Origin of the sequence: Streptomyces sp. Ru71, from assembly GCF_002920535.1 — a bacterium.
GTDB lineage: Bacteria > Actinomycetota > Actinomycetes > Streptomycetales > Streptomycetaceae > Streptomyces.
In genome coordinates this window covers 13,458-32,705 of record NZ_PQSS01000082.1, presented here as the reverse complement: position 1 = coordinate 32,705, position 19,248 = coordinate 13,458, and the positions used below count along the sequence as shown (strand labels likewise).

At 71.3% G+C, this 19,248-nt stretch carries 16 protein-coding genes and 1 pseudogene; 12 read left to right on the top strand and 5 right to left on the bottom strand.

Features of this window, described 5'->3' with window-relative positions; translation table 11 throughout:
• Positions 1-525, bottom strand: a pseudogene (locus C3489_RS32045) (NADP-dependent oxidoreductase); the annotation flags it as partial.
• A gap of 269 nt (positions 526-794) precedes the next feature.
• On the opposite strand from C3489_RS32045, the gene C3489_RS32040 reads away from it, so the two are divergent.
• The 6 genes from C3489_RS32040 to C3489_RS32015 all read left to right on the top strand — a co-directional run bounded on the left by C3489_RS32040 (position 795) and on the right by C3489_RS32015 (position 8,554).
• Positions 795-1,319: a DUF485 domain-containing protein gene (locus tag C3489_RS32040; protein ID WP_103785619.1), complete on the top strand. Its 525-nt coding sequence runs from the start codon at positions 795-797 to the stop codon at positions 1,317-1,319.
• A complete protein-coding gene (locus C3489_RS32035) occupies positions 1,316-2,938 on the top strand; it encodes a cation acetate symporter (protein WP_103785618.1) in 1,623 nt (540 codons plus the stop codon). The genes C3489_RS32040 and C3489_RS32035 overlap by 4 nt, the downstream gene beginning before the upstream one ends.
• Positions 2,939-3,294: 356 nt before the next feature.
• Positions 3,295-4,134: an SDR family oxidoreductase gene (locus C3489_RS32030; protein ID WP_103785617.1), complete on the top strand. Its 840-nt coding sequence runs from the start codon at positions 3,295-3,297 to the stop codon at positions 4,132-4,134.
• Between the two features lie 32 nt (positions 4,135-4,166).
• Positions 4,167-5,663, top strand: coding sequence for a cytochrome ubiquinol oxidase subunit I (locus tag C3489_RS32025; protein WP_103785616.1), 1,497 nt, complete (start codon positions 4,167-4,169; stop codon positions 5,661-5,663).
• Positions 5,663-6,697: a cytochrome d ubiquinol oxidase subunit II gene (locus C3489_RS32020; protein ID WP_103785615.1), complete on the top strand. Its 1,035-nt coding sequence runs from the start codon at positions 5,663-5,665 to the stop codon at positions 6,695-6,697. The genes C3489_RS32025 and C3489_RS32020 overlap by 1 nt, the downstream gene beginning before the upstream one ends.
• A gap of 51 nt (positions 6,698-6,748) precedes the next feature.
• Positions 6,749-8,554 (top strand): sodium:proton antiporter, encoded by a 1,806-nt coding sequence (locus tag C3489_RS32015; RefSeq protein WP_103785614.1) that lies wholly within the window; start codon positions 6,749-6,751, stop codon positions 8,552-8,554.
• Positions 8,555-8,660: 106 nt separating this feature from the next.
• Here C3489_RS32015 and C3489_RS32010 read toward each other — a convergent pair whose 3' ends face one another.
• The 3 genes from C3489_RS32010 to C3489_RS32000 form a co-directional block, all read right to left on the bottom strand.
• Entirely contained in the window at positions 8,661-10,718 is a 2,058-nt protein-coding gene (locus tag C3489_RS32010) for a hypothetical protein (RefSeq protein ID WP_103785613.1), read from the bottom strand.
• Between the two features lie 82 nt (positions 10,719-10,800).
• On the bottom strand, positions 10,801-12,312 hold the full coding sequence (locus tag C3489_RS32005; RefSeq protein ID WP_258055045.1) for a TerD family protein: 1,512 nt from the start codon (positions 12,310-12,312) through the stop codon (positions 10,801-10,803).
• A 486-nt stretch (positions 12,313-12,798) separates the two neighbouring features.
• A complete protein-coding gene (locus tag C3489_RS32000) occupies positions 12,799-13,245 on the bottom strand; it encodes a DUF3761 domain-containing protein (protein ID WP_103785611.1) in 447 nt (148 codons plus the stop codon).
• A 268-nt stretch (positions 13,246-13,513) separates the two neighbouring features.
• Between C3489_RS32000 and C3489_RS31995 the strand changes: the two genes are divergently transcribed.
• Positions 13,514-14,254 carry a class I SAM-dependent methyltransferase gene (locus C3489_RS31995; protein WP_103785610.1) on the top strand — a complete coding sequence of 247 codons (741 nt, stop codon included), beginning with the start codon at positions 13,514-13,516 and terminating at the stop codon, positions 14,252-14,254.
• Positions 14,255-14,302: 48 nt separating this feature from the next.
• Here the strand turns inward: C3489_RS31995 and C3489_RS31990 are convergent, their stop codons facing one another.
• Entirely contained in the window at positions 14,303-15,268 is a 966-nt protein-coding gene (locus C3489_RS31990; protein ID WP_103785609.1) for a pirin family protein, read from the bottom strand.
• Between the two features lie 122 nt (positions 15,269-15,390).
• On the opposite strand from C3489_RS31990, the gene C3489_RS31985 reads away from it, so the two are divergent.
• The 5 genes from C3489_RS31985 (at position 15,391) to C3489_RS31965 (ending at position 19,237) form a co-directional block, all read left to right on the top strand.
• Positions 15,391-15,885 carry a MarR family winged helix-turn-helix transcriptional regulator gene (locus tag C3489_RS31985; RefSeq protein ID WP_103785608.1) on the top strand — a complete coding sequence of 165 codons (495 nt, stop codon included), beginning with the start codon at positions 15,391-15,393 and terminating at the stop codon, positions 15,883-15,885.
• Entirely contained in the window at positions 15,882-16,328 is a 447-nt protein-coding gene (locus tag C3489_RS31980) for a MarR family transcriptional regulator (RefSeq protein WP_103785607.1), read from the top strand. The genes C3489_RS31985 and C3489_RS31980 overlap by 4 nt, the downstream gene beginning before the upstream one ends.
• A 187-nt stretch (positions 16,329-16,515) precedes the next feature.
• Entirely contained in the window at positions 16,516-16,806 is a 291-nt protein-coding gene (locus tag C3489_RS31975; RefSeq protein ID WP_103785624.1) for a tetratricopeptide repeat protein, read from the top strand.
• 36 nt (positions 16,807-16,842) lie between these two features.
• A complete protein-coding gene (locus C3489_RS31970) occupies positions 16,843-17,490 on the top strand; it encodes a peptide deformylase (RefSeq protein WP_103785606.1) in 648 nt (215 codons plus the stop codon).
• A gap of 160 nt (positions 17,491-17,650) precedes the next feature.
• Entirely contained in the window at positions 17,651-19,237 is a 1,587-nt protein-coding gene (locus tag C3489_RS31965) for an ABC-F family ATP-binding cassette domain-containing protein (RefSeq protein ID WP_181139925.1), read from the top strand.
• The last annotated feature ends 11 nt before the right edge of the window (positions 19,238-19,248 follow it).

Here is a 19,248-nt window from a genome sequence, read left to right as displayed (position 1 = left end):
GACGACCCGGCAGCCCTTGGCCTTCGCGATCTGTCCCGCGATGGTGCCGACCGCTCCAGCGGCCCCCGACACCACGACGGTCTCGCCTTCCTGCAGCGCCCCGACGTCCAGCAGGCCGAAGTAGGCGGTCATCCCGGGCATGCCGAGCGCGCCGAGATACGTGGAGGGCGGGGCGAGGGAGGTGTCGACCTTCATCGCGCCCCGGCCGTCGGAGACCACGTACTCCTGGACGCCGAAGGTGCCCACCACATGGTCGCCCGGCTGGAAATCGGGGTGCTGGGAGGCGGTGACCTCGATGACCGATCCGGCGCGCATCACCTCGCCGATGCCCACCGGGGGCAGGTAGGAGGGGCGGTCGTCCAGCCAGCCGCGCATGGCCGGGTCCAGGGAGATGACGCGGGTCCGGCCCGCGAACCGGCCCGGGCCCGGCTCCTCGACGGGCCCCTCGGCATGTTCCCAGTCCTCTGGCTTGACCTCGCCCACGGGGCGGGCTGCCAGACGGATCTGGCGGTTGGTCGCAGACATAGCGCCTCCTGTCGTCACGGCTCCCTGCGACCATACCGACCAGTAGGTACGGCAGGGGCAGTGATATTCGCCACAGAGCGGCCCGGCCGTCCCACGCCTAGGGTGCGGAGGCCCTCCCGCCGCAGTCCGCCACTGCCGTCCGGGGGCGGATCACGAGTTCGAAACGTAACAGCCGACAGGCTTATCAGGCATTCCGACCAGTCGGTAACGTGCGCCGCCACGAACTTCTCCAGCCTCAACGGTTCCCCGCAGCATCGGAAGGCCACGCGATGACATATCCCGACGACGGGCGGTACCCGCAGCCGGCATCGCCGGAATGGACGCAGCCGCGGACCGCGCCGTCCGGCCACGCCCCACGACACGAGGCGTACGGGTGGGACCCGCGACACGACGCGTTCGGGCGGGACCCACGACACGACGCGTTCGGACGGGACCCACGACAGGACACGTACGCGCCGGCCCCGTGGCAGGCGCCGCACGGGCCCGAGACCCCTCGGCGCGACGATGGCCTCGCCGCTCTCCGCTCGGCCTATCGCGTGCTGCGCCGGGTCTCCACGCTCGCCGCGCTCGGCTCGTTCGTGCTGTACGTGGTGCTCTCCTGCGGCGCACCGGACCTGATGGGGTCCAGGATCGCCGGGGAGCTGAGCCTGGGAATGGCCCTGGGCGTCCTGCAGCTCGTCGTCACCTTCTGGGCGGTCTTCTGGTACGGACGCAGCGCACGGCGCTCGGTCGACCCGTTGGCCGACGCCGTCAGGGAGCGGACGGCCGGCCGGGCCGCGGGGGTGGCGAGATGAACGACTTCGGCTCCGGGACGCAGGCCATCGTCCTCGTCCTGTTCACCGCCCTGGTCACCGTCACGCTGCTGATCTGCGTGATGGCCGGACCGGACCGCGACGACCTGACCAACTTCTACACCGGCTACCTCTCGCTCACCCCGGTCAAGAACGGCCTGGCCATCGCGGGCGACTACATCTCCGCGGCCACGGTGCTGAGCACCACCGGCATCATCGCGCTCGCCGGGTACGACGGCTATGTCCTCGCGGTCAGCACCGCCCTGTCCCTGGTGCTGCTGATGTTCCTGCTGGCCGAACCCCTGCGCAACGCCGGCCGGTTCACCATGGGCGACGTCCTGGTCCGCACCCTGCCCGGGCGTGACCGGGCCGTGCGCGTCGCCGCCTGCCTGGTGACGCTGTCGGCGACCCTGCCCTTCCTGGTCGTCCAGCTCTCCGGAGCCGGGTCGCTGCTCACCTTCATCCTGGACATCCCGCACGGGGAGGGTGCCCGGACCGCCTGCATCGTCATCGTGGGCAGCCTGATGATCATCTACGCGGCGCTCGGCGGTATGAGGGGCACCGCCCTGCTGCAGATGATCAAGATCGTCATCCTGCTCGGCACCAGCGTCGTCGTCGCCGCGCTGGTCCTGAACCGCTTCGACTGGAACCCGGGAGAGGTGCTGAGGGCCGCCCAGCACGGCAGCGGCACCGGACCCGCCTTCCTCCAGCAGGGCCTTCAGCTGGGCACCTCCGCCGTGGACCGGCTGGACTTCGCCGGTCTCCAGATCACCGTGGTCCTCGGCGTGGCCTGTCTGCCCCACATCACCATGCGTCTGTACTCCGCGCAGGACGTGCCGGCCGTGCGTCGCTCGATGTCCTGGGCGGTCGCCACGGTCACCACCTTCTGCCTGCTCGTGATCGTCGTGGGGACCGGCGCGGCGGCGCTGGTGGGATCGCGGGCCATCACCGCGGTCGACCCGCACGGCAGGACGGCGCTGCTCATGCTGTCCCAGGTGCTCGGCGGCGGGCCCGACTCCGCCGGCATGACGATGCTCTACTCGGCCGTGGCGGGGATGGTCTTCATCACCCTGCTGTCCTCGGTCGCCGGAATGACCCTGGCCGCGGCCTCGTCGCTCGCCCACGACCTGTTCGCCCACGCGGTGCGGCGCGGACGGACGGATCCGCGTACGGAGATGACGGTGGCGGCGTGGACGAGCGTGGCGGTGGGCATCGTCGCCATCGCGCTCTCCACCGTGGTCCAGGACTGGGACGTCGCCGTGCTGACGACGCTGGCCGTCTGCATCGGGGCGTCCGCGGTGGCTCCCGCGCTGACCTACTCCCTGTTCTGGAAGGGCTTCACCCGCACCGGCCTGCTCGCCACGCTCTACGGCGGTGCGGCCTGCGCGGTGGTGCTGATGGTCTTCTCCAAGGCCGTCTCGGGCACGCCCTCCGCGGTCTTCCCGAACGTCGACTTCCACTGGTTCCCCATGCAGTCGACCGGGCTGATCTCCATCCCGTTCGGCTACCTGGCGGGCTGGCTGGGCAGCCGCCTGGACCACCGGCGCCACGCCGCGGACAGCCGCCGGAGCCGTCAGCACTACGAGGAGAGCGAGGCACGCCTGCTCGCCGCCGCCGAGTGACCTGGCGTGCTGCCTGGGCGAGTTCACGCCGGAGTACGGCCCGGGGCGCTGGACCCGGGCCGTGCCGGGCCCGAGCGGGGCAATCGGCTGGACATGCCGGGCGGGCCGGCGAACAGCCCCGGGGTGGCCTGACGGCCATGGTGAACGCCCTGCGGGTGGTGGGCGGCCACCTGGTGGAACGGCCGGGCCGAGCGAGGGCCGGGCGGCCGACGTTCCAGCGGGCGAACCTCCTCCCCTGGTCGGCGCAACGGCGCCCGGTGCGGCGCGCAGCCGCCCGGCCGCGGTGCTTGTCTGAACCGTGACACTCGGGTGCGGCACCCGGGCCATCCGGCCTCGCAGCAGAGGAGACAGCCATCGTGAGTCCGACCGATGACACCCGCGGCACGGTGATCCCCGCCCACCTCCTGAAGGGCCAGAAGGCACTGGTCACCGGCGCCAACTCCGGGATCGGCAGGGCGACGGCGGTGGCCATGGGTCGGGCCGGCGCCGACGTGGTCGTCAACTACGTGGCCGGTGAGGAGGAGGCCGACAAGGTCGTCGAGGAGATCCAGGCCTTCGGGGTGCGGGCGGCGGCGTACCGGGCGGACGTCTCCGCCGAGGACCAGGTCGTGGGCATGGTGAACCGGATGGTCGAGGAGTTCGGCACGATCGACATCCTGGTCGCCAACGCCGGTATGCAGCGCGACGCCCCGTTCACCGAGATGACGCTGGCCCAGTGGCAGAAGGTCATCGACGTGAACCTCACCGGACAGTTCCTCTGCGCCCGGGAGGCGACCAAGGAGTTCCTGCGGCGCGGAGTGGTTCCCGAGGTGTCGCGCGCAGCGGGGAAGATCATCTGCATGAGTTCCGTGCACCAGATCATCCCCTGGGCCGGGCACGTCAACTACGCCGCCTCCAAGGGTGGCGTGCAGCTGATGATGCAGACCCTCGCGCAGGAGCTCGCGCCGAAGAAGATCCGCGTCAATGCCATCGCGCCGGGCGCCGTCAAGACGCCCATCAACCGCAGCGCCTGGGACACGCCCGAGGCCGAGGAGGACCTGCTGCGGCTGATCCCCTACGACCGCGTGGGCGACCCGGACGACATCGCTCACGCCGCCGTTGGTCTCGCGTCCGACCTCATGGACTACGTGGTGGGCACCACGCTGTACGTGGACGGCGGGATGACCCTCTTCCCCGGCTTCGCCACCGGCGGCTGAACCGACGCGCGACGGCTCCCGAACGGAAACACATGCACACCGCCCTGCACGTGCTGGCCGACGCGCCCGCGCAGCTGCTCCCGGCCAGGTCGCTGATGGCCTTCACCCTGGCCTCGCACATCATCCTGGTGCCGCTGGGCGTGGCCCTTCCGCTGATCACACTCGTCCTGCACGGCTACGGACTGCGCCGCGGGGACCGGACGGCCCTGTTGCTCGCGCGCCGGTGGTGGGCGGTGATGGCGGTCCAGTTCGCCATCGGGGTGGTCACCGGCACCGTGCTGTCCTTCGAGTTCGGTCTGCTGTGGCCGGGCTTGATGGGCCGGTGGGGCGATGTCTTCGGCATCGGGTTCGGTGTCGAGGCCTGGGCCTTCTTCCTGGAGGCCGTGCTCATCGCCGTCTACCTGTACGGCTGGCGGCGCCTTCCCGCCCGGGCCCACTTCCTGCTCGGCCTGCCCCTGCCCGCCGCGGCGCTGCTCGGTGCCTTCGGCATCCTGGCCGCCAACTCCTGGATGAACACCCCGCGCGGCTTCACCCTCGACGCCTCGGGCGACCCCGTCGACGTGAAGATCTGGCAGGCGATCTTCACCCCCCTGTTCGGCCCGCAGTACTGGCACTTCGTCGTCGCGATGCTCGTGACGGCCGGTTATGTCGTGGCCGGCGTCTACGCCGTCGGCCTGCTGCGCGGCCGCCGCGACCGGTACCACCGGCTCGGCTTCACCGTCCCCTTCACGGTCGCCGCGGTGATGACTCCGGTGCAGTTCGTCCTGGGCGACTCCATCGCGCGGCAGGTCTTCCACAAGCAGCCGGTGAAGTTCGCCGCGATGGAGATCGTCTGGAAGACCGACACCCATGTGCCGGAGTACCTGTTCGGCCGGCTCCATCCGGACGGCACCATCTCCGGCGGCATCAGGATCCCGCAGCTGGACTCCGTCCTCGCCGGCTTCACGCCGGACACCCGGGTGACGGGGCTGACCTCCGTCCCCGCCGACGCCCGGCCGACGGCCACTCAGGCCACCATCGCCCACTGGGCCTTCGACATCATGGTGGGCATCGGCTCGCTGCTCCTGGTGCTCGCGCTGTGGTACGGCCTCGTCTGGCTGCTGCGCCGCCGGCTGCCCGCCTCGCCGTGGTTCCACCGGTGCGCCGCCGTGGCCGGCCTCGCCTCCGTCGTCGCCGTCGAGTGCGGCTGGATCACCACCGAGGTGGGCCGCCAGCCGTGGATCGTCTACCAGAACATGCGGGTCGCCGAGGCCGTCACATCGACGCGTTCCACCACGCTGTGGATCATGTTCGGCCTGGTCATCGCGGTCTACGTGTTCGTCTTCGCGTCCTTCCTCGCGATCCTGCTGAAGATGCGCACCCGCTGGCGGCTCGCCGACGAGCAGGACGTCCACACCGCCCCGGCCGGGGCGGCAGGGGAGACTCCCGAGTCGGGCACCCCGTACGGGCCACGCCCCACGGTGCCGTCCGGTGCGGCGCCACGGTCCGACGGGGGCGCAAGTTCCTCACCCGCACAGGACCGTCCGTGATGGCCGGTGTCATCGCCGTCGTCCTGCTGCTCGCCGTCACCGCCTACGCCTGCGCCGGCGGGACCGACTACGGCGCGGGGTTCTGGGACCTGGTCGCCGGCGGAACGCGGCGCGGCAAGCGGCCCCGGTGGCTGATCGACCACGCGATGGCTCCCGTGTGGGAGGTCAACAACGTGTGGCTGATCTTCGTTCTCGTCATCCTGTGGACGGGCTTCCCCGTCTTCTTCGAGCGGCTGTTCCTGGCCATGTGGCTGCCCCTGGCGCTGGCCGCCGTCGGTACCGTGCTGCGCGGCGCCGGGTTCGCGCTGCGCAAGCCCGCCCGGCGGCTGGCGGGACGGCGGCTGTACGGAGCGGTGTTCGCCGTCTCCTCCCTGCTGACGCCGTTCTTCCTCGGCGTCGTGGCCGGCGGTGTGGCGTCGGGCCGGGTCACGGCGGACGCCGGCCCGTCGGCGGATGCCTGGGCGCATCCCGTCCCAGTGCTGTTCGGTCTGCTCGCCGTGGCGACCGCCGCTCTGCTCGGCGGGGTGTTCCTCGCCGCGGACGCCCGCCGCTTCGGCGCACCCGACCTGGACGGCTACTTCCGGCGACGGGCGCTGGCCGCCCTGGGCTCCGTCGCCGTACTGGCGGTGATCACGCTGGTCGTGGCACACGGTGACGCGCCCCATGTGTGGCACGGGCTGACGCACGGTGTGGGGCTGTTCTTCGTGGTCGTGGCGGCCGTGGGCTCGCTCGCCACCGCCTGGCTGGTCCGGCGACCCTCCGGCGCCTGGTCGCGCATCGCCGCGGTCACCGTGGTCGCGTCGGCGGTCATCGCCTGGGGCATGGCGCAGCGCCCGTATCTCGTGCCCACCTCCCTGACGGTGGCCGACGGGGCGGGCGCGAACACCACGCTGCGCTGGCTCGGCCTGGTCACCCTCGTCGCCCTGGTCCTGGTCCTGCCCGCCGTCGCCCTGCTCTACTGGCTCGACACGCACGGCGAACTGGAGAGCCTCACCGACGCCGATCTGCGGTCCGGCACCGGTGACCAGGGCTGAGCCCCGCGGCACGCCCTGGCCGCCGCCCGCACGCCGAGGGGTGGAGGCGCGGTGAGCGAGGAAGAAATCCTGCTGGGCATCGCCCTGACCGTGGCGCTCGCGGTGGGCTCACAGATCCTGGCCGGACGGCTGCGGATCCCGGCGCTGATCGTGCTCCTGCCGGCCGGGTTCACCGCGGGAGCGCTCACCGACGTCGTCCACCCCGACAAGCTGGTCGGTCAGGACTTCTCCGCCCTGGTCTCGCTGTCGGTGGCGCTCATCCTCTACGACGCCGGGCTCGGCCTGGACCTGCGCCAGCTGAAGGGCGCCACCCGCAACGTCGTCGTGCGGCTCCTGCTGTTCCAGGTGGCGCTCACCTGGGGGGCGGTCATGGCCATGGGGCCGTGGCTGTTCGGCGTGCCGGCGGCCGTGGCCAGCATGCTCGGGGTGATCCTCGTGGTGTCCGGACCGACGGTGGTGGGTCCGCTGCTCGAACACGTGCGGCCGTCGGACCGGGTGCGGCGCGTTCTGGTGTGGGAGGGCTCGCTGATCGACGCCGTCGGCGGCATCCTCGGCGCCGTGGTCTTCCACTCCATCCTCTCCGGCGGCCTGCGACCGGGTCACTTCCGGGTCGGCTCGTTCCTCGGCGGCATCGCCGTCGGACTCCTCGGCGGAGTGGTGGGCGGCGTGCTGCTATGGCTCACCCTCCGCGGGCTCCGCCTCGGCGAGACCCTGGGCACGCTGGCCCAGCTGGCCGTCGTGGTGCTGGTGGCGGCCGGGTGCGACGCGGTGTACGACGACACCGGGCTCATCGCCGCCATCGTCACCGGGCTGATCGCCGCGAACGTGCCGGCCTTCGACATGCCCGCACGGCGGCCGTTCTTCGAAACGCTCGTCCAGCTGATCATCGGCCTGCTCTTCGTCTCCATCTCGGCGACGGTGACACCCAGGAGCCTCGTTCCGGTGCTGCTGCCCGCGCTGGCGCTGATCGCGGCGCTGGTGCTGGTGGTGCGGCCCCTCGTCGCCCTGCTGTCCACGCTCAGGACGGACCTGGCGCCGGGCGAACGTGCCTTCGTCGGCTGGATGGCCCCGCGCGGCATCGTGGCCGCCTCCACCGCCACCACCTTCGCGGGAACCCTCGCCGCGCAGGGGCTGGACGACGCCGACATCATCCTGCCGGTCACCTTCCTGGTGATCGTCGCGACGGTCCTGGTCTACGGACTGACCGCGCGGCCCATGGCCGGCCGGCTGGGCGTCGCACGCGGCACACGGGCCCGGCCGCTGCTGCTGGGCGGGGAGCCCTGGGTCGTCGACCTCGCCCGGGCGCTGCGCACCGCCGGCGTCGACGTGCTGATGTGGGCGGGGTCCGCGACCGAGCGGGACCGGATCGAGGCGGCGGGGATCGAGCCGGCCGCCGGGGAACTGATGGCCGTGGCCACCGATCCGCAGCTCCGGCTCGAAGGCGTCACGTCGGTCTTCCTGCTCACCGAGGACGACGACTTCAACGCGCTCTTCTCGATCGTCCTGCGCGACAGCGTCGACGGCCCGGTGTACCGCGTCGGCCCGCCACCCGACACCCGGGGCATGGTCGCCCCCTACACCTCGGGAGAGACCCTCTTCGGGCCCGGCCTCGTCCGGCACACGGTGGCCGCCCGCCATCGGGACGGCGCACGCTTTCTGGTCCAGCCCGCGTCGGCCCCGCGCCCGCCGGACCACGACACGGTCTTCGTCGTACACCGGGACGGCCGACTGGCCCCGGCCACCGAGGGCGGCCCGGTCACGGCGGCGCAGAACGACACGCTGATCCTGCTGGGCCCGGCTCCGGCACGGTCCCCGGACTCGACCACAGGGACCCGGCACGAACGGGACCCGCGCTAGGCCTCGCTGAGAGCGGGGTCCAGCACTGTTGACGGCCCGACGGGTCGATCTCGCGACCGGGGACTACCGGTCCCACTCCGCGGAACACGCGCGCATACCGGGGCGGTCAGTGTCGACTCCACACCCGGTACAGCTCCTGCACGGCGGCGGACCACTGCCCCGGCAGATCGGCCTCCGAGGACACAGGCCGGTCCAGGTAGTCCAGTATCTGCGGGAAGAAGGGGTGCATGTGAGAGTCGTCATCGGTGACCAGGGCGGAGATCGGGGGCTCGTCGTCCGTCGTGGTGCGGTCCGCTTGGACGAGGGCTTCCACTTGGTCGTCGGGATGGAGGTCGCGCAGAATTCCCCCCACTTCGTCGCTCAGCGTCGCCCAGGGAATGAGGGATCCGGCTCGGGCGTATGACTCAAGGACTGAGCGCACCCTGTCTCCGAGGCGCTCAAGGGCGTCCAGGGTGAGGCGTCCCGAGCGTCTGGCCAACTCGTCTCGCCAGCGGCACAATTCGGCTATCTCGTCGGCCGTGAGATAGCGGTCGAGCCTGTCAGCTTCCGCTTCAGCATCCTCGACCAGGCGACGCAGCGCGGCCAGAGGCAACGTCTCGCCTTCATCCCTGAGTCTCTGCAGCAGGTGGCCCAGTTGATGGCCCGAGACGGTGCGTTCTCCAGTCCACCCGGACAACACGTCGTACTCGGCTGCCGCTTCACTCCGGACTGCTGCCACGACGGTGGGGTTGTCCCTAAGCATGGCGAGATATCCCGCAGTCTGCCGAACTGCGCCCCAGTTACCCGCCTCCCTCGCTTCACGGCTTTGGTCCAGTAGAGCGTCCAAGGCCGCCCTGGCCTCCTTCTCGGCTCCGGACGGCTTCACCGACGGCTGCGTTTGATGTGCCGCTGACGGCGCCGCCGGCTGCGTCCGGGGCTCGGGAATCGATGGAGCCGGGGAAATGGACGGGGAGGCAGGGTTAGGTGGGGTGGCAGGGCTGGGTGAGGCCGGTGAGTGTGCAGTCTGGTCCGCGACATTTGCCGAGGCCGTAGAAGGTGGGGCGACGGCCCGAGGACGCAGACCGAGCCACAACTCCTGTGCCGTGCCTTCCAATCGGGCGATGTTCTCGGCCGTTATGACGCACGTGACGGCCTGCTGCCCACGGAGGCCGGGAGCAGGAAGTTGGAGCGTTATGGGGCCGAGCAGCACCCACAGTTGGTCGTGGTCCGGAACGGCCACTCCTGTGGGCAGTGATATGCGTGCCGACGTGACCGCGAACCCGGTGGACTGGACGACCGCGTCGTAGAGACATCGATCACCGCGGGCCTGGTCCACAGGCACAGCGCCGGTGAACGACACAGTCCCCGGGGCCAGTTGGAACGCGACCGGTTGAATGAGCTCAGGGGGCGTGGAGGACGGACGGGTTGCAGCGGGCGGCGGTGGGGCCGATGCGGGACGCGGGCCGCTTACCTGGATGCCGTCATCCGTCTCCTCCAGGGAGGGGGTGATGATTTTGGAGTCGGCAAGGCGGCAGCGATCCAGGGTGGTCCACTCGATGGTGTGTCCGGGGACCTGCGTTCCGATCCGCACCTCGCGGGTGCTTCCGACGGTACGGCACTGCACCCGGAGCGCGTAGCCGGTGGCGTCGACTTCGTTGTGGGCGAGCATGCTCTCGGGACCGTAGACCCAGTCTGCCTTGCCACGGGTCCGCCGGTTCAGCTTCTTCCGCGCGACAAGCCAGGGCTTCCACTCCATGCGGTCCAACTGGACACGGACAGTGCGGCAGCCCCTGTCGAAGGAGATGGTGATGCAGCCGGCGGAGTCGGCGTCGAACAGGTCGTAGGAGACGGTGACGTCACGCTGCCCTTGCTGCTGAAGCCACCGCTTGAAAGCCTGCCCGATGTAGAGGTGGTCCGCACTGGACTCATTGTTCGCGGTACGGCGGCACCGCACGGGAGGGTGGTGCGCGAAGTGGCACTTCTTACTGGTGTAGCGCTTGGCCGACAGTCTCTTGCCGCAGCCACCGAGAAGTGAGCCGCAGTAGAACTCCCGGTCCGGGTACCGGGCGACGAAATCCGGGAACTCGCCGTGGTCGAAGGGCAGGAAGACTGGTTCGTCCGATCCAGGATGACCAACCACGGCGGTCTGGACCTTGCGGGTGTCGTCTTCCTCATACAGCTGCATCGGGGTGGGTCGCTTTCGGGCAGGGCAGGGTGGCCGGGATGGTGTCGCTCAGTGGCTTACGTCGGGGGGATGCCGCGCAGCGCTACACGATGTCGACACCGTGTGCGCGGGCTAGTCCGTCCAGGCCGTCCGCCCAGCCCTGACCGACCGCGCGCAACTTCCACACCGGCTGTCCGCCGGCGGTGTGCCGGTACAGTTCGGCGACGACCATGGCGCGAATGCCGGGGTCGGTGGGTGGCTGGAAGGACCAGGCCGCTCCGGAAGCACAGGCCACGTGCAGGGCGGCGTGGGCGAGGGCGCCGCAGGTGAGTCCGGAAGCGACGTCCATGTTGACGGCGATGGCGACACGCTCGATGTGCCGGGGCAGTGCGGCGGGGTGAAGCTCCGCGCGTTCGACTGTGTACGGGGCTTCGGCCTGCTTGCCCAGCAGGCGGGCGGCACCCTCGGCGGCCGAGGGCTGGTTGTAGAAGACGAAGTCCTCATCGCAGGTGACCCGGCCGCCCGCGTCGGTCAGGAACAGCGTGAGGTCGGCGTCGGCGCCGGCGAAGCTGAAGGCGATGTGCATGCCGTGCCGGGCTTCCTCCGGGAGCACCAGGTTCTGTCCCGGTGCGAGCACGGTCGCAGGGGCGTGGCTCGGCCGGGCGGGCGCGGGGCCCGGCATTGTGGGCATGTGGCCCGGAGCCATGGACGGCGGCAGCGAGGTCGCCTGGCTCTGCCACTCGGCGAAGGGGCGGATGCGGTAGTGATCCGGTGGAGGAGCGGAGTGCGCGTCGGGCACATTGGCGCTGAGGTCGCCGTCGAGGTCGGCCAGGGTGGCATCGCCGGAGCCTGGATCGTCCTGGGCGTGGTCGAGGAGGCTCTGCAGCCCGGGCAGCCGGCTGGTGTCCAAGGGCTTGATGGTGCTGGACAGGTTCCCGGAAGCGGTGGTGGTGACCGCGCAGGCGACGTCCTGACCGATGTCGAGGAACCGCAGCGCGTCGTTCGCCTCCCGCCAGGGCCCGGCTTCGACGGCCTGGCGCGTCCAGCGGCCGTACACCACGAAGCCGAGCCGCTGGGTGTCGGGCAGGCGGGTGAGCACGGCCAGGTCGACGGCGCTGACCCCGGGCGCGACGGCGAATGCCTCCTTGAGCGTGGCGACGACATTCGACCCCATGGAGGTGAGCCACCACAAAGTCCGGTCCCTCTTGGTGAGCTTCTTGAGGGTCGGGCGGCCGCCGGGCGTGAGGCCGGGCATCTGGTCGGGCAGTGAGTCGATGTCCTGCTGCCGCATCACGACCGACAGGACCGAGCCGTCCACTCCCACCGCACAACCTGCAGCTGGGTTGTCGGAGAAGGCGTAGTTGACCACCTCGCACACGGTTTCCTCGTCGTTGCCGAGAAGGCGCCGCCACCACTGATCGGCCTCGGCAACGAGCCGCTGGTGGACGCTGTGCAGGCGGGCTTCTTCGGCAGCGAGATAGGCGGGCGCATCCGCCAAGGCCCGCTGCTTGGCAGCAGCGCGCTCGGCGCGGGCGAAGATGCCCAGCCCCGCGAGATGGTGGGCCTGGGCCTCCGCCAGAGCCCAGGCCAGGCCCAGCTGTGGGGGCCCCGGCACCACTGGCGGCGTGAACGGGGTGAAGGACTGAAGGTGGACGCTGGTCGTCTGCCGCCGCAGTTCCTGGAGTTGGGCGATGGCAGCGTCGCGCTGTGCCTCCTGCTGAGCACGCTCAGCCTGGCGGCGGGCCCGGTCCAGCTGCGCCGGTGAGGGTGCGCCAGTCCGCTGCCGGCTCGTGCCGGTGCGGCGCCCCCCGCCCAGCGAGCTTGAGGCGTAAAGCGGACCCACTCCGGAGGAGATGCGCGTGCCACCGCTGCCCGCACTGATACGCGCGGCCCGGGGCCCCACGGATGCGCGCACACCCCGAGTCGAGACCCGCACACTCATTCCTGGCACACCCACACGGAACCCGAAAGCCATGGTTTCCTCTGCATCCTTGCTGGGATCCGGGCCCACCCGTGGGGCCACCCGCACCTGTCCACGCCTGCTACGACGGCGCAACCGCTGCCGCTCACGGCCGGACGGCCGTGCCACGCACCTCGTCTCCTATCTGAAGAAGACGGCCACACCGCCGTGGTGCGAGCAGGCGCCCTGGTGATGTGCTGCGTAGCTGTACGTGCCGTCGTTGCACAGGGCGGTGGCCCCGGCCGGGTGGGACGTTCCGCCCCCGGAGCTGGAGGAGCCGCCCGACGAACTGCTGCCCCCACTGCCGGAGGAACCGGAACTCGACTGGTGTGTCGCCGTAGCCGCGGGCTTGACCGTTTGGGTCACGGTCACGGTGGGATGCGGCGTGGCCGTTCTGGTGACCTCGACCGTGACCGTGGGAGCCGGCGCGGCCGTCTGGGTCGCGGTCGCCGTGACGGTGACTGCGGGGACCGCCGTGGAACTGGCCTCGCTGGACCCCGCACCAGCGATCGTGGCACCGATGACGAACAGCGTGAATCCGCCGGCCCACACGCGCTTGCGCTTGTGCAACGGGCGGATGTCAGGCATGCGGACGGGCTCCGGTGGGCGGACGGCCCACGGCGGACCAGGCTGGTTCTGACTCACGTGGCGACCCCCCACTGCGGAACATCCGGACGTCTGTGGTCCGACCAGTTGAGCACTTTACAAATATTCCCTGTAACGCACACACGACCGTTACATAATCGCGATGACTCACTGGCCAAGCCGTGGCATTCGCTGACGAGGGATCTACATCCAGCGGCTGTACCGGATGAATGTGTTGACCGTCCCCGGCAGGCAGTGCTGGAGTCGGCACGTGGACAGCACCCCCGCCAACCGGCGGTTCTGGAACCGGATCAGCAGCGCCTACCAGGACGAGCACGACCCGCAGATCGGTGCCGCACCCCGGCTGTGGGGCATGTACGCCATCCCCGACGCGCACCTGCAGGCCCTGGGCGACGTCACCGGCAAGCGCGTCCTCGAACTCGGCTGCGGCGCCGGCCAGTGGTCCAGGGCGCTCGCCGCCGAGGGCGCCATCGTGGTCGGGCTCGACCTGTCCGAAGCTCAACTCGCCGCAGCGGCACGCGCGATGGGAGCTGCCCGCTACCCGCTGGTGCAAGGGGCCGCCGAACAACTCCCCTTCGCGGCCGACAGCTTCGACCTGGTGTTCTGCGACTACGGCGGGCTCAGCTGGGCGCCCCCGCACCTGGCCGTCCCGCAGGCCGCACGCATCCTGCGCCGCGGTGGGCGCCTGGTGTTCAACGTCGCCAGCCCATGGTTCGAAGCCTGCTACGACGAAGCCGCCGGCCGCGTGACCACGACGCTGCAGAAGGACTACTTCGGGCTGAACACCATCGCCGAAGACCAGGGCGCGACCAGCTATCAGCTCACCTACGGCGACTGGGTCAAGGTCCTGCTCGGCGCGGGTCTCGTCATCGACGACCTCATCGAGCCGCGGCCCGAACTCGGAACACCCAACGGCTACAACGAAACCGACCCACCCGACTGGGCACACCGCTGGCCGGCGGAACTGCTCTGGGTAACCCACAAACCGTGAGTCCAGCGAACGCCCTGCCGTCACCGAGCGATCAGCCATTCACCCGAGTCAGCGGACCCTCCCCCGCGGCTTCAGCGGCGTCGCGGGCAGCGCAGGAGCCTGCAGCGGAGCGCCGTCGTAGCCCTTCACCTCTCCGAACCGGGTCCCTTCCGCCCAATCCCGCCGCGCCTGTTCGATCTCCTCCTGGGAGCGGCCGATCCAGTTCCAGAACATGACCAGTTCCTCCTCGAACGGCTCGCCGCCCAGGAGCATCAGGCCCGCGTCGGACTCGGCGCGCAGGGGGAGTTCGGTGCGGCCGCAGCCCAGGTAGAGCATCGAGCCGGGCAGCAGCGGGACCCCGTCCACGTGGGCCTCGCCCGACATGGACAGGACCGCGTACTCGAAGTCCGGCTCCAGGGGCAGGCGGACGTCCGTGCCGCGGGTCAGGGCCAGGTCGGCGCCGACGATCGGGGTGTACGCCGTCCCCGGCGAGGTCGCCCCGTCCAGGTCGCCCAGGATCAGGGTGGCCGTCAGGCCGGGTGCCGTGACGACCGGCAGGTCGGCGTGGTACTCGAAGCGCGGGTCGGTGTGCCGGTGGCTGTCGGGCAGGGCGACCCACAGCTGGGCGCCGTGCAGGAAGCGGGCGTGCGAGCGCGGGCTCTCCTCCGAGTGGCTGATCGCGTGGCCGGAGGTCATCAGGCCCAGTTCGCGGGGGCGGATCAGCTGGAGGCTGCCGGTGGAGTCGCGGTGCAGCACTTCGCCCTCGTGCAGCCAGCTCACCGTCTGCAGGCCCATGTGCGGGTGCGGCGGCACCTGCATGCCGGGCTCGTCGGCGATGTCGTCGGGGCCGTAGTGGTCCACGAAGCACCAGGCGCCAACCATGCGCCGGCCGAGGTTGGGCAGCAGCCGGCGGACCTCGGTGGACTCGCCCAGCGGGACGCGGCGCGGGCTGAGGAGTTCGCGGACCGGCTCCGCCACGACGAAGCCACGGCCACCGCACACGGTGGGCACCGCCTGGCGATCGAGATTGCTCATGTGGAACAACGTAGTCCCGGCGGCCCGGTCCCGTCAGTCCGTCGACCGGGCACTTCCGTGCTCCCGGGCTCGGCCCGCCATAAATAGTAGCCATGGATATAGTAGCCATGTACTCTATTTGCATGAGCAGCGAAGGGACCGGCGGGCCCACTCCCGGCTATCTGGTGTGGCGCCTGTCGATGAAGTGGCGGGTCGCCGTCGACCGCGCGGTCGCCCCCCTGGGGCTGACCCACGCGCAGTACTCGGTCGTGGCGTCACTGCACGGCATGCAGCGCACCGGCGAACGCCCCAGCCAGCGGCGCCTGGCCGACCGCACGGGCCTTGAGCCGCTGTATGTGTCGAAGCTGGCCCGCTCCCTGGAGTCCGCCGGGCTGCTGGAGCGCACCCGTGATCCACGCGACCCGCGCGCGGTGCAGCTGGCACTGACCGAGCAGGGGCGGGAGACGACCGAGCGGGCGATCGTGGTCGTCCAGCGGCTGCTCGACCAGCTGCTGCAGCCGCTCGGCGGCCTCGGCAGCCCGCGCACCCGGCAGTTCACCAGCGAGCTGACCACCCTGCTCGACACTCCGCTCGATCCGTCGAACCTGTACGGCGACACCGACAAGGAGCAGTCATGACCACCACCGCACCACTCGCCAACAGCCGCACCATCGGCCTGGCCCACTACGCGGCACGCGCCGTCCTGGAGCGGGTCATGTCCCGACGCGGACTGACCTTTCTCGACACCACGGTGCTGCGTCCGGTCGCCGCGGCCGAGAAGCCGCTGACGCGTGAGCGGCTCGTCCAGGGCGTCACCCACGACGTCAAGGTTTCCGCCGCGGAGGCGGGCCGGACCCTCGACGAGCTGACCGACCGGGGCCTGCTCATCGTCGACGACTCCGGACTGGTCCGAATGACGGACGCCGGGCGGGAGCTGTACGACTCCGGGACCGCCGAGACCGCTCAGGCCTCGGCGCGGATCTGGGCGGACATCCCCGAGGCCGACCTGGCGGCGGCCGGCCGGGTCCTGGCCCTGGTGACCGAGCGGGCGAACGCCGAGCTGGCGGCGGCGGGCGAGTGATCGGCACCGGCCGGGGAGACCCCCGACCAGTAGTGGAATATTGAACTACCTGCGCCGGTTGTCCGCCTCGAAGGAGGTCGCCGTGCAGACGACGTTCGACGCGACTCAGGAGTCGCAGAAGCCGCAGACGCAGGAGTCGCAGTACTACACCCACGGGACACCCGCGGAGCGCTGGGAGCGTGCCCGGATGTTCTTCGGCGCCAAGGACTACGCCGCCGCCGCGCGGGTGCTCGCCCCGCTCGTCGAGGAGGTGCCCGAGCAGACCGGACCGCGGCTGCTGCTGGCCCGCGCCTACTACCACTCGGCCCAACTGCGCCGCGCCGAGGCCGAGTTGCGGGCCATCGTGGAGCGCGACCCGGTGGAGCACTACGCCCGGCTGATGCTGGGCCGCACCCTGGAGCGCCAGGGCCGTGGTGAGGAGGCCGAGACGCATCTGCGGATCGCCTCGGCCTTCGCGGGCCAGTTCGACGAGAGCTGACGCAGACCGGGCCCGCCGTCATGGCATCCTGGCGCGATGGCCCCTCTTGGTGATCACGCACCCCTGGCCGAGCGGATCGAGGAACTGCTCGCCCCTGGCGGCCCGTTGCCCATCGTCGCGGCGGGCGACCCGGTGCTGCGCCGCGGCACCGAGCGCTACGACGGTCAGCTCGGCCCCGCCCTGCTCGCCCGTTTCGTCGAGGCGCTGCGCGTCACCATGCGCGCGGCGCCCGGCGTCGGGCTGGCCGCGCCCCAGGTCGGGGTGGCACTGCGGATCGCGGTGATCGAGGACCCGGCACCGGTGACTCAGGAGGTGCGGCTGGCCCGCGGGCGGGTGCCGCAGCCGTTCCGGGTGCTGGTCAATCCCTCGTACGAACCGGTCGGCGGGGACCGTGCCGCGTTCTTCGAGGGCTGTCTGAGCGTTCCCGGCTGGCAGGCCGTCGTGGCCCGGCACGCCCGCGTCCGGCTCACCGGCGAGGACGAGGCGGGCCGGGCGCTGGACGAGGTGTTCACCGGCTGGCCGGCGCGGATCGTCCAGCACGAGACGGACCACCTGGACGGCACGCTGTATCTCGACCGCGCCGAGCCGCGCTCCCTCGCGTCCAACGAGGCGATGGCCGAGCGCTGGGCTCAGCCGACGCCCGAGGCCGCGGCGCGGGCACTGGGCTTCGAGCTGCCCGGCTGAGCCGGCCCGCGACCACGGGCACGGCAAGGCACGGAAAACCGGAGGCGGCCCGCTCGCCGCTCCCGCTACCCTGGCCGCATGTCCACGCCCCGAATTTCCTAGCTGAGGACCCGCTTCCACGCCACCCGTGTGTCCTCTTGCTTGTTCGGAGCGTTTTCCCGTGATCACCCTTCGTGATGTCGACGTGCGCGTCGGCGCGCGTCTGCTGCTGTCCCAGATCTCCTTCCATGTCTCCCCCGGCGACCGCATCGGCCTGGTGGGCCGCAACGGCGCCGGCAAGACCACCCTGCTCAGCACCCTGGCCGGCGTACTGCGCCCGGCCGCCGGGACCGTCACCCGTACCGGTGCGGTCGGGTACCTCCCGCAGGACTCCCGCGCCGCCGACCCGGCGGTCACCGTCACCGACCGGATCCTGTCGGCCCGCGGCCTGGACGAGGCCGTACGGCGGCTGCGCCGGGCCGAGGCCGCCATGGCCGGCGGCGGGGAGCGGGCCATGAACGCCTACGTCCGCGCCGAGGCCGACTTCCAGGCGCGCGGCGGCTACGCCGCCGAAGCCGAGGCGGCGAAGATCGCCGCCGGTCTCGGGCTGCCCGGCCGGGTCCTCGACGAGCCGCTCGGCGCGCTGTCCGGCGGGCAGCGCCGCCGGGTGGAGCTGGCGCGGATCCTTTTCGCCGAGCACGGCACGCTGCTGCTGGACGAGCCGACGAACCACCTCGACGCGGACTCGATCGGCTGGCTGCGCGGCTTCCTGACGTCCCATCAGGGCGGGCTGGTGCTGATCAGCCACGACGTCTCCCTGCTCCGCGACACCGTCAACCGGGTCTTCCACCTGGACCCGCGCCGGGCCGCGATCGACATCCACAACACCGGCTGGGACACCTACCTCGCCCAGCGGGACGCCGACGAGCGGCGCCGGGCCCGGGAGCGGGCGAACGCCGAGCGCAAGGCCGCAGCGCTGCACGCGCAGGCGGACAAGATGCGGGCGCGGGTGGCGACGGCGACCGCCGCGCGGAACATGGCACGCCGCGCCGACCGGATGCTCGCCGGTCTTGAACCGGAGCGCCGGGCCGACAGGACGGCGCGGATCCGGCTGCCCGAGCCGGCTCCGTGCGGCCGCATCCCGCTCGGCGCGATCAGCCTCACCAAGGCGTACGGCGATCACCACGTGCTGCCGGGCGTCGACCTGGCCGTCGACCGGGGCAGCCGGCTCGTCGTGCTCGGGCCCAACGGAGCCGGTAAGACAACCCTGTTGAGGATTCTCGCCGGGCAGGACACTCCCGACAGCGGCCGGGTCGTGCACGGGCACGGACTGCGGCTCGGCTACTTCGCCCAGGAACACGACCTGCTGGACAACTCCGTGACGGTACGGCAGCAACTCGCCAGTGCGGCGCCGCAGTTGACGGACGGTGAGGTACGACAGGTGCTCGGCGCCTTCCTGTTCGCCGGGGACGACGCCGACAAGCCGGTCGGGGTGCTCTCCGGCGGGGAGAAGACCCGGCTGGCGCTGGCCGGGCTCGTCCACTGTGGAGCCAACGTACTGCTGCTGGACGAGCCCACCAACAACCTCGACCCGGTCTCCCGGGCCGAGGTGCTGTCCGCGGTCGGCACCTACCCGGGGGCGATCGTCATGGTCACCCACGACCCGGGCGCGATCGAGGCCCTGCGCCCGGACCGGGTGCTGCTGCTGCCGGACGCGGACGAGGACCTCTGGAGCGAGGAGTACCTGGAGCTGGCCTCCCTGGAGTAGCCGCTCTCCCG